The sequence below is a fragment of the Spirillospora sp. NPDC046719 genome (assembly GCF_040645715.1).
GTDB lineage: Bacteria > Actinomycetota > Actinomycetes > Streptosporangiales > Streptosporangiaceae > Spirillospora.
Genome location: NZ_JBEYYT010000324.1, coordinates 1 through 11,161, shown reverse-complemented (window position 1 = coordinate 11,161; position 11,161 = coordinate 1). Strand labels below are relative to the sequence as shown.

Annotated in this window: 3 protein-coding genes; all 3 read left to right on the top strand. The window is 77.9% G+C overall.

The genetic code is table 11. The features are described from left to right. Positions 1 to 908 (top strand): hypothetical protein (locus ABZ914_RS37105; RefSeq protein ID WP_500199030.1); only part of this gene is annotated, 908 nt, incomplete at its 5' end. A 235-nt stretch (positions 909 to 1,143) separates the two neighbouring features. Then, positions 1,144 to 8,487, top strand: a complete 7,344-nt coding sequence (locus tag ABZ914_RS37100; protein ID WP_500199027.1) for an SDR family NAD(P)-dependent oxidoreductase — start codon at positions 1,144 to 1,146, stop codon at positions 8,485 to 8,487. Next, positions 8,484 to 11,161: beta-ketoacyl synthase N-terminal-like domain-containing protein (locus ABZ914_RS37095; protein ID WP_500199026.1), on the top strand; the 2,678-nt coding region annotated here is incomplete at its 3' end. The genes ABZ914_RS37100 and ABZ914_RS37095, both read left to right, overlap by 4 nt.

The window sequence follows — 11,161 nt, the reverse complement described above, 5'->3', positions numbered from 1 at the left end:
CGGGCCGGGCCGGACACGACGCCGGCCTGCGCGAATGGGTCCGCGACCTGCTGCCGGACGCGATCCGCGCGGTCAGCCGCGACGCGGGCGGGCAGCCGGTCCAGCTCGTCGGCTGGTGCCTGGGCGGGGTGGTGTCGCTGCTCGCCGCCGCCGACGACCCGGACCTGCCGATCGCGTCCGTCGCCGCGATCGCCGCGCCGGTCGACGTCCGCGCGGCGCGGCTGCCCGTGCGGCTGCCCTCACCGCACCTGCCCTCACCGCACCTGCCCGTGCCGCACCTGCCCGTGCCGCACCTGTCCGTGTCGCGCCTGCCGGTGCCGCACCTGTCCGTGCCGCCGCCGTGGCCCGGGCTCGCCCGCGCCGCCGCCGCGGAGGTGTTCGGCACGCCGTTCGGCGGCGTCCCCGGCGCGCTGTTGAAACGGGTCCGCCGGGCGACCGGAATCGACAAAGGGCTGCTCCGCCCTTATCGGACGCTGACGCACCTCGACAATGCCGATCTCCTCGCCCAGATCGAAGCCGTCGATCAATTCACCGAAGCCGTTCCCGGATTCTCCGGGCGCGCCGCGCGGCGTATTCAGCGCGCCCTTTTCCAGGAGAACGCGCTGGCCGCGGGAGTCCTGGAGATCGACGGCCGCCGGGTCGAGCTGCGCCGCGTCGGCGTGCCGGTTCTGGCCATCGCGGGGCGCGGCGACGGCGTCGCGCCGGTCCGGTCCGTCCTGCCGCTGATCCGGCTGCTGCCGGGCGCGCCGAAGGTGCGGTTCGAGGTCGCCTCCGGCGGCCACCTCGACGTGCTGACCGGACGGTCCGCGCGGACGACCACGTGGGCGCACCTGGACCGCTGGCTGGACGAGGGGACCGTCCGGCACGGGATCCGCCGGCAGCGCCGCGCGCCCGCCGTCACCGGCTAGCCCGGTCCCACCCCGTCCCCGGGATGACCGCCCGGTCGGGTCGGCCGCGGGTCTTCCGCAGGCCAAGGAAGCGTCCAAAGTCCTTTGCGGTGCCGCCATCAGCGCGTCCCCGGGTGTGTCGCCCCCGTGCTCGGCCGCTCACTGACCGTAGTGTTGCCGACCGTTGTCGAGAGCGAGGGTCACCAGCCGCGCGGTCGCCGGGCCGGGCCGCGCGGGACGCGTCGGGGGGCAGTGCATGGCCGCGGACAGGGACACGGCGGCGGGCGGGGACGAGGCGAGGGCCGTCCCGGCCGCCCCGGAACGCCGGGCGCCCGGGACCGAGATCGTCGGCGTCACGCCGTTCGGCCGCCCCGCGCCGCACGTCGCGGTGGCCGTCGCGCGCGCCGGCGGGCACGGCGTGCTCGACCTCGGCACCGACCGGGAGCCGGCGCTGGCCGCGCTCGCCGACGTCCACCGCTGGTGGGCGGGCCGGTTCGGGGTGCGGGTCCCGGCGGGCTGCCGGGTCCGCCCGCAGGAGCTGCCGGACGCCGTCGACACCGTGCTGTTCGACGCCCCGGCGCTGCTCGCCGACGACTCGCTGGACATCGCCGGGTTCGCGCGCGGACGCCGGCTGCTGGTCGAGGTCGTGGACGCCGCCGAGGCCGCCGCGGTGCTGCCCGTCGCCGGCGGGTTCCCCGGGACGCGCGGGACCGCGCTCATTGCCCGGGGCCGCGAGGCCGGCGGCCGGGTCGGCGACCTCACCACGTTCGTGCTGCTGCAGCGGCTGCTCGCGGACGGCGCCGTGGACGTCCCGGTGCTCGCCGCCGGCGGCATCGGCCCGCGTACCGCCGCCGCGGCCGTCGCCGGGGGAGCGGCGGGCGTCGTCCTGGACGTGCAGCTCGCGCTCGTCCGGGAGATGGACCTGCCCGCCGACGTCGCCGCGGCGCTCACCGCGATGGACGGCTCGGAGACCCGCGTCGTGCACGGCCACCGCGTCTACACGCGCCCCGACCTGCCGGACATCGGGCTCGCCGGCCTCACCCCGGCGGAGGCCAGCGCGCGGCTCGGCGCGACCGGGCTGCGGTCGCGGCTGCTGCCGGCCGGGCAGGACGCGCCGCTCGCCGCCGCGCTCGCCGCCCGGCACCGCACCGCCGGCGGCGTCGTCCAGGCCGTCCGCGAGGGGATCGCCGAGCACCTGCGGGCCGCCGTGCAGGCCGCGCCGCTGGCGTCCCGGCAGACCCCGGACGGCCCCGAGTACCCGGTCGTCCAGGGGCCGATGACGCAGGTCAGCGACCGTTCGGCGTTCGCCGCGGCCGTCGCGCAGGAGGGCGGCCTGCCGTTCCTGGCGCTGGCGCTGATGGACGGCGACCGGGTGCGGACGCTGCTGCGCGAGACCGCCGACCGGCTCGCCGGACGGCCGTGGGGCGTCGGCGTCCTCGGGTTCGCGCCGCCGGAGGTCCGCGACGCGCAGCTCGCCGCGGTCCGCGAGGCCGCGCCCCCGTACGCGATCGTCTCCGGCGGGCGGCCCGCGCAGGCCGCGGCGCTGGAGGACGCGGGCGTCAGCGCGTACCTGCACGTCCCCTCGCCGGAGCTGCTGGAGCGGTTCCTCGCCGAAGGCGCCCGCAAGTTCGTCTTCGAAGGGCAGGAGTGCGGCGGGCACGTCGGGCCGCGCGCGAGCTTCCCGCTGTGGGAGGCGCAGGTCGAGCGGCTCATGTCGTTCGGCGGCGACCCGGCCGAGCTGTCGGTGATGTTCGCCGGCGGGATCCACGACGCGCGGTCCGCCGCGATGGTCGCCGCGCTCGCCGGGCCGCTCGCCGAGCGCGGCGCCGACGTCCGCGTCCTGATGGGCACCGCCTACCTGTTCACCGCCGAGGCGGTCGCGGCCGGGGCGATCCTGCCCGGGTTCCAGAAGGCCGCCGTCGAGTGCGCGGGGACGGCGCTGCTGGAGACCTCGCCCGGGCACGCGACCCGCTGCGCCCGCACCCCCTACGTCGAGCGGTTCGCCGAGGCGCGCCGCGAGCTGGAGGCCGCCGGGACGTCCCGCCAGGACATGTGGCGGCAGCTCGAACGCCTCAACCTCGGCCGGCTGCGCATCGCCAGCAAGGGCCTGCGCCGGTCCGCCCCCGTCGGGCCCGACGAGCAGCGCGCCGAGGGCCTCTACATGATCGGGGACGTCGCGGCCCTGCGCGACTCCACGACCACCGCCGCCGCCCTGCACGAAGAGGTCACGGACGGCGCCACCGCGCTGCTCGCCGCGCGCGCCGCCGACCTCGGCATCGCCGGGGACCGCGCCGCCGCGTCCACCGCCGCCCGCCCCGCCGACATCGCGATCGTCGGCGTCGGCTGCGTCTTCCCCGGCGCCCGCGACGCCGACGCCTACTGGGCGAACATCGTCGGCGGCGTCGACTCGGTCACCGAGGTGCCCGCCGAACGCTGGGACCCGGCGATCCACTACGACCCGTCCGAGCCCGGCAAGACCCCGTCGAAGTGGGGCGGGTTCCTGCCGGACGTCCCGTTCGACGCGCTCGCCTACGGCATCCCGCCCAGCGCGCTCGGCAGCATCGAGCCGATCCAGCTCCTCGCCCTGGAGGTCGCGGCGCGCGCGCTGAAGGACGCCGGATACGCCGACCGCCCGTTCGACCGGTCCCGCACGTCGGTGTTCTTCGGCGCCGAAGGCGGCAACGAGCTCGCCACCGCCTACGGCCTCCGTGCCGCCCTGCCGTCCTACTACGGCGAGGTCCCGCCCGGCCTGGACGAGCAGCTCCCCGAACCCACCGAGGACTCCTTCCCCGGCGTCCTCACCAACGTCATCGCCGGGCGCATCGCGAACCGGCTCGACCTCGGCGGCGCCAACTACACCGTCGACGCCGCGTGCGCCGCGTCCCTCGCCGCCCTCGACGCCGCCTGCAAGGAACTCGCCACCGGCGGCAGCGACATGGTGCTGTGCGGCGGCGCCGACGTGCACAACGGCATCCAGGACTACCTGATGTTCTCCGCCGTCCGCGCGCTGTCGCCGTCCGGACGCTGCGCCCCGTTCGACGCCGCCGCCGACGGCATCGCGCTCGGCGAGGGCGTCGCCTGCGTCGTGCTCAAGCGCCTCGCCGACGCCGAACGCGACGGCGACCGCGTCTACGCCGTCGTCAAGGCCGTCGCCGGGTCCAGCGACGGCCGCTCCCTCGGCCTCACCGCGCCCCGCGCCGAAGGCCAGCGGCTCGCCCTCGACCGCGCCTACGAGCGCGCCGGGGTCCGCCCGTCCGACGTCGGGCTCGTCGAGGCGCACGGCACCGGCACCGAGGTCGGCGACCGCACCGAGCTCGCCACCCTCACCGCCGCGTTCTCCGCCGCCGCGCCCGGGTCCGTCGCGCTCGGCTCCGTGAAGTCGCAGATCGGCCACACCAAGTGCGCCGCCGGGCTCGCCGGGCTCGTCAAGACCGCGTACGCGCTGCACACCGGCGTCCTCCCGGGCACCCTGCACCTGACCAGCCCGAACGCCGCCTGGAAGGCGGACGGGCCGTTCGCGTTCGGGACGACCGCGCGGCCCTGGGCCGCCCGCCCCGGCGACCGGTACGCCGGCGTCAGCGGCTTCGGGTTCGGCGGCGCCAACTTCCACGCCGTCCTCGCCGGCTACGACGGCGGCCCCGAACCGGTGTCCGGGCTCGCCGAATGGCCCGCCGAGCTGTTCCTGATCCGCGGCGCCGACCGCACCGCCGCCCGCGCCGAGATCGCGCGGCTCCGGCGGCTGCTGGACGCGCCGTCCGCCCGGCTGCGCGACCTCGCGCGGACCTGCGCGTCCGCCGAAGGGCGCGTGCAGGTCGCCGTCGTCGCCACCGGCCTCGACGACCTGCGCGGCAAGCTCGCCGCCGCCGCCGAGTTCCGCACCGCGCCCGGCGTGCACGTCCGCCGGTCGGGCGACCCCGGGCAGGTCGCGTTCCTGTTCCCCGGGCAGGGCAGCCAGCGGCCCGGCATGCTCGCCGGCCTCTTCGTCGCCTTCCCCCGCCTGCAGCGCCTGCTCCGCCTCGCCGGCGGACGCTACGCGCCCGTGATGTTCCCGCCCGCCGCGTTCGGCCCCGACGAGGCCCGCCGGCAGCGCGAGGCGCTCACCGACACCCGGGTCGCGCAGCCCGCCCTCGGCATCGCGGGCCTCGCCGTCCACCGCCTGCTCACCGCCGTCGGCGTGCACCCCGACCTCGCCGCCGGGCACAGCTACGGCGAGCTCGTCGCGCTCTGCGCCGCCGGCGTCTTCGACGACACCGACATGATCGAGCTCAGCGCCGCCCGCGCCGAGGCCATCCTCGCCGCCGCCGGCACCGACCCCGGCGCCATGGCCGCCGTCGCCGCGCCGCTCCGGCAGGTCAGGGAGGCCGTCTCCGGCGTCTCCGAGATCGTCGTCGCCAACCACAACGCGCCCGACCAGGTCGTCGTGTCCGGCACGACCGCCGGAGTCGCCCGCGCCCTCGCCGTCCTGGCCGAACGCGGCCTCGCCGCCGAGCGCCTGCCGGTCGCCTGCGCCTTCCACAGCCCCCTCGTCGCCGCCGCGTCCGGCACGCTCCGCACCGCCCTCGCCGGACGCGACCTGCGCTCGCCCGCGTTCCCCGTCTGGTCCAACACCACCGCCGCCCCCTACGACAGCGACCCCGCCGACCTCGCCGCGACCCTCGCCGGGCAGGTCGCCGCGCCCGTCCGGTTCGTCGAGCAGATCGAGGCGATGTACGAGGCGGGCGCCCGCACCTTCGTCGAGGCCGGACCGGGACGCGTCCTCACCGGCCTCACCCGCCGCATCCTCGGCGACCGCCCGCACACGGCCGTCGCCTGCGACGCCGCCGAGGACGGCTCCGTCGAACGGCTCCTGCACGCCCTCGCCGACCTCGCCGCCGCCGGCGTCCCCGTCGACCCGCTGCCGCTGTTCGCGGGCCGCGACGCCCGCGTCCTCGACCCCGCGTCCGTCCCCGCCGCGCCCGGCTGGAGCGTCAACGGGCACCTCGTCCGCACCGCCGACGGCGGCTACCCGGCGGGCGCGCTCCGGCCCGCCGAGCGCGTCCCCGCCGCGGCGCCGGCCCGCCCGGCCGGCTCCGACACCGCCGTCCTGGAATACCTGCGCGCCGGCCGCGAACTGATCGCCGCGCAGCGCGAGGTCATCCTCCGCCACCTCGGCGCCGAGCCCGCCGAGCCCGCCGGCCCCGGCGTGCCCGCCGCGCCGATCCCGGCGCCCCGCCCCGTCCTGCCCGGCGAGACCCTGCCCCTGCACTCCGCCGCGCCCGAACCGCCCCGCGACGTCCACGCCACCGTCCTGTCGGTGATCAGCGCCCGTACCGGCTACCCCGAGTCCATGCTGGGCGCCGACCTCGACCTCGAGGCGGACCTGTCCATCGACTCCATCAAGCGCACCGTCATCATCGGCGAGGTCACCGAGCGCGTCGGCCTCACCGCCCCGGACGCCGTCATCGAGCAGCTCACCCGCCTCACCACGATCGGCGACATCGTCGACTGGCTCCGCACCCGCCTGCCGTCGGCGCAGGGCCAGCAGCGCCCCGCCGTCCCGCCCCAGTCGGCGCCCCGCCCCGGCGGCCCCGAACGGTCGGCGGCCCCGGCGCCGCGTCCCGCGAGGCCCCGCGATCCGGAGACCACCCCGAAGGCGCCGAACGTCCAGACCGCTGGCGGCACCGAACGCCCCCGCCCGGCGACACCGCCACAGACCGGCCAGCCGCAGGACGCCGCGCCCCGCGACGCCGAGACGCCCTCGACCGCAGGAACCCCGGAGCAGTCGCCGAGCACGGAGGCCCGTCCGGGCAAGGCGATGAGCGGTGCTGCCGGTGCGTCCACGGATCGAGGTGAGTCGCCCACTGCGGCGCCCGTCTCCGAGGGCGGCGGTGAGCGGGCCGGTGGTTCGGGGAGCCACGGGGCGGTGCCGTCTGCCCGGGTGCCTGAGACGCAGGGCTCTGGCGGTGAGGCGGACGACGCGCCCGCCGGTGAGGTGCGGCCGGACGCGGACGACGCGGATCGGCGGCCCGCCGGTGAGGCGGCCGTCGAGGTCGTGCGGCTCGGCGGGGACGGGGTCGCCGCGCTCGGCGGGGAGGACGCGCAGACGGGGCTCTTCGGACGCGGCGGGACGCCCGTCCAGCGGGGCGGGGAGCCGACGGGGGCGCGCAGGGTGCTCGCGGGGCGGGTCCGGCCGTCGGGGGAGCGGGCCCGGCGCGTCGTCCGGCAGGTGGTGAGGACGGCGGACCTGGAGGCGCTGCCGGTCCCGTCGGACACCGGGACGGTGTTCGACGGGCGGACGTTCGTGGTGGTGGACGACGGATGCGGCGTCGCGCTGGAGCTGGCGGACCTGCTGGAGCGGCACGGGGCGCGGGTGCGGACGCCGCTGGACGTCGACGGGAAGTGCGACGGCCTGGTGCATCTGGCGGCGCTGCGGCCGGGCGCGACGGCGATGCTGCCGGACGCGTACGCGGGGATCCGCGACGCGCTGGTGGGCGGGCTGCGGTGGCTGGTCGTGGCGAGCGGGTCCGGCGGGACGTTCGGGCGCGCGTTCGACGGCGGCGGCATCGGGGACCCGGGGCCGGGCGCGGGGCTGCGCGGGCTCGCCGCGACGGTCGCGCAGGAGTACCCGGACACGCTGGTCAGGGCGCTGGACGTGGACACCAAGGACACGCCGCGGGCGATCGCGCTGCGGATCCTGGCCGAGCTGCTGGACGCCCGGGGCCCGGTGGTCGTCGGGCATGAGGGCGACCTGCGGCACACGATGCGGGTGGTTCCGGTGGAGCTGCGCGGCGAGGCGCGGGTGCCGCTGGGGCCGGACGGCGTCGTCCTGCTGACCGGGGGCGCGCGGGGCGTCACCGCGCGGGTCGCGCTGGAGCTGGCGCGGACGGCCGGCTGCCACATCGAGGTGATGGGGCGGACGCTGGAGCCGGTGGGTCCGGCGTCGTTCCCGGACGTCCCGGACGAGGCGGGGCTGCGGCGGGCGCTGGTCGCGCAGGGCGGGCGCCGGCCCGCGGAGATCGAGGCGACGGTGCGGCGCATCCTGGCGGAGCGGGAGATCCGCGCGAATCTGGACGCGCTGAAGGAGCACGCGGCGTCGGTCCGCTACCACGCGGGCGACGTGCGGGAACCCCGGGTGGTCCGGGACGTGGTGGAGCGGGTGTACCTGCGGCACGGCCGGCTGGACGGGGTGGTCCACGGCGCGGGCGTCGTGGAGGACCGGCTCGTCCGGGACAAGGAGCCGCAGTCGTTCGAGCGGGTGTACCGGACGAAGGTGGACGGCGCGTCGGCGCTCGCGGCGGCGGTGCGGCCCGACGTCGGGTTCTTCGTCGTGTTCGGCAGCGTCGCGGGCGTGCACGGCAACCGGGGGCAGGCCGACTACGCGGCGGCGAACGAGGCGTGCGACACGCTCGCGCACGTGTGGCGGACGCGGCTGCGCGGCCGGGTGCTGGTGGCGGACTGGGGTCCGTGGGCGGGCGGCGGCATGGTGTCGCCGGAGCTGGCCCGCGAGTACGGGCGGCGCGGGATCGGGCTGATCGATCCGGACGCGGGCGTGGCGGCGCTGCTGCGGGAGATCGCGCACGGGGACGAGACGCAGGTCGTGTTCACCGGGACGGTCCGGTGACGGGGGAGCCGATCGCGATCGTGGGCGCCGGGGCGGTGTTCCCCGGGGCCGGTTCGGCGGCGGAGCTGTGGCGCAACGTCCTGGCGGGCATCGACGCGATCACCGAGGTGCCGCCCGGCCGCTGGGACCCGGCGGTCTACTACGACCCGGACGCCTACGGGCGGGCGCCGGAGTGCGACCGGTTCTACTGTCGCCGCGGCGGGTTCGTGGACGAGCTCGCGACGTTCGATCCGGCGCGGTTCGGGATCATGCCGGCGTCGGTGCCGGGGATGGAGCCGGACCAGCTGATGGCGTTGCGGGCGGCGGCGGAGGCGATCGCGGACGCGGGCGGCGACGACCGGCTGCCGGACCGGACGCGGGTCGGGGTCGTGATCGGCCGGGGCGGCTACATCACCCCCGGGGTCGCGCGGTTCGACCAGCGGGTGCGGACGTCGCACCAGGTGGCGGGGGTGCTGGCGGAGCTGCTGCCGGAGCTCGGCGCGGACCGGCTGGAGGAGATCCGGCGGGCGTTCTGCGCGCGGGTCGGGCCGGACGGCCCGGACGCGTCGGTGGGGCTGGTGCCGAGTTTCGCGGCGGCGCGGATCGCGAACCGGTTCGATCTGCGCGGCCCGGCGTACACGGTGGACGCGGCGTGCGCGTCGTCGCTGCTGGCGGTGGAGCACGCGGTGCGGGCGCTGCGGAGCGGCGAGGCGGACGCGATGCTGGCGGGCGCGGTGCACCACGCGCATCACGCGACGGTGTGGAGCGTGTTCAGCCAGCTGCGGGCGCTGAGCCCCAGCGAGACGATCCGGCCGTTCGACCGGGGCGCCGACGGGACGCTGCTGGCGGAGGGCACCGGGGTGGTGCTGCTGAAGCGGCTGCGGGACGCGGTGCGGGCGGGCGACCGGATCCACGCGGTGGTGGTCGGGACGGGGTCGTCCAGCGACGGCCGGGCGGCCGGGATCATGAGCCCGCTGGTGGACGGGCAGGTGCTCGCGGTGGAGCGGGCCTGGCGGGACGCGGGCCTGGACCCGCGGGCGCCGGGCGCGCTGGGCCTGGTGGAGGCGCACGGGACGGCGACGCCGGCGGGTGACGAGGCGGAGCTGGCGACGATGCGCCGGGTGCTCGGGACCGACGGCGCGCCGGTCGGGCTCGGCACGGTGAAGTCGATGATCGGGCACGCGATGCCCGCGGCGGGGATGGCGGGGCTGATCAAGGCGGCGTGCGCGGTGCGCGACGGGGTGCTGCCGCCGACGCTGCACGTGGACGATCCGCATCCGGCGCTGGACGGCGGGCGGCTGCGGGTCGTCCGGGAGGCGGCGGAGTGGGAGCGGCCGGCGGGCGGTCCGCGCCGCGCGGTGGTGAACGCGTTCGGGTTCGGCGGCGCGAACGCGCACGTGATCCTGGAGGAGCCTCCGGCGGGGCGGGCGCGCAGGCGCAGGCGGCTGGACGCGCCGTCCTCGGAGGAGGGCGTGCTGAGGCTGGCCGCCCGCACCACCGACGAGCTGGCGTCGCTGCTGGCGGTGCCCGACGAGGAGCTGCTCGCGCGCGCGGGGGAGAGCCCGCCCGACCTGCCGGTCCGCCTGGCGATCGTCGGGCCGACCGCGCGCAGGCTGGACCTGGCGCGGGCGGTCGTCCAGCGGGGGACGCCGTGGCGGGGACGCAGCGACGTGTGGTTCGCCCCGCGGCCCCTGCTCGCCGAAGGCGGGCGGCTGGCGTTCCTGTTCCCGGGGTTCGAGCCGGCGTTCGAGCCGCGCGTGGACGACGTCGCCGAGCACTTCGGGATGCCGAGGCCGGAGCCGACGGGCCGCACCGACCTGCTCGGCCACGCGGCGGACGTGATCGCGGTGGGCCGGCTGCTCGCCGCCGCGCTCGCCGAGCTGGGCGTCGAACCGGACGTCGCGGCGGGGCACAGCCTCGGCGAGTGGACCGCGATGATCGTCGCGGGGATGTACGACCCGGCCGCCGTCGACGCGTTCGTGCGGGCGCTCGACCGCGACGGGCTGGACGTCCCCGACGTGGTGTACGGGGCGCTCGGCTGCGGCGCGGACCGGGCGCAGGAGGCGATCGCCGGGCGGCCCGGCCTGTACGTCAGCCACGACAACTGCCCGCACCAGTCGGTGGTCTGCGGGCCGCCCGAGGACGTCCGGGACGTGCTGGGCCGGCTGGCGGCCGAGGGCGTCCTCGGCCAGGAGCTGCCGTTCCGCACCGGGTTCCACACGCCGCTGGCGGAGGCGTACGAGAAGCAGGTGCAGCGGTCGTTCGAGGCGCTGGAGATCCGCGAGCCGCGCTTCCCGCTGTGGTCGGGGACGACGGCCGCGCCGTTCCCGTCCGGCGCGGACGCGGTCCGGGACCTGGTCGCGCGGCACCTGCTGGAGCCGGTGCGGTTCAGCGAGCTGATCGAGGAGCTGTACGGGACGGCGCACGTGCGGGCGTTCGTGCAGGTCGGGCCGGGGAGCCTCACGGGGTTCGTCGGCGACCGGCTCGGCGCCCGCGAGCACCTGGCGATGGCGGTGAACGTCCCGAAGCGCGACGGCATGGCGCAGCTGCGGCGGGTCGTCGCGGCGCTGTGGGCGGAGGGCTACGGGGCGTCCCCGGCGCCGCCGGCGTCGGCGGGCATGCGGCTGGACCTCGGGACGCCGCTGGTCAGGCTGGACGGCGCGGTGCCGCCGATCCGCCCGGCCGGCGCGGCGGT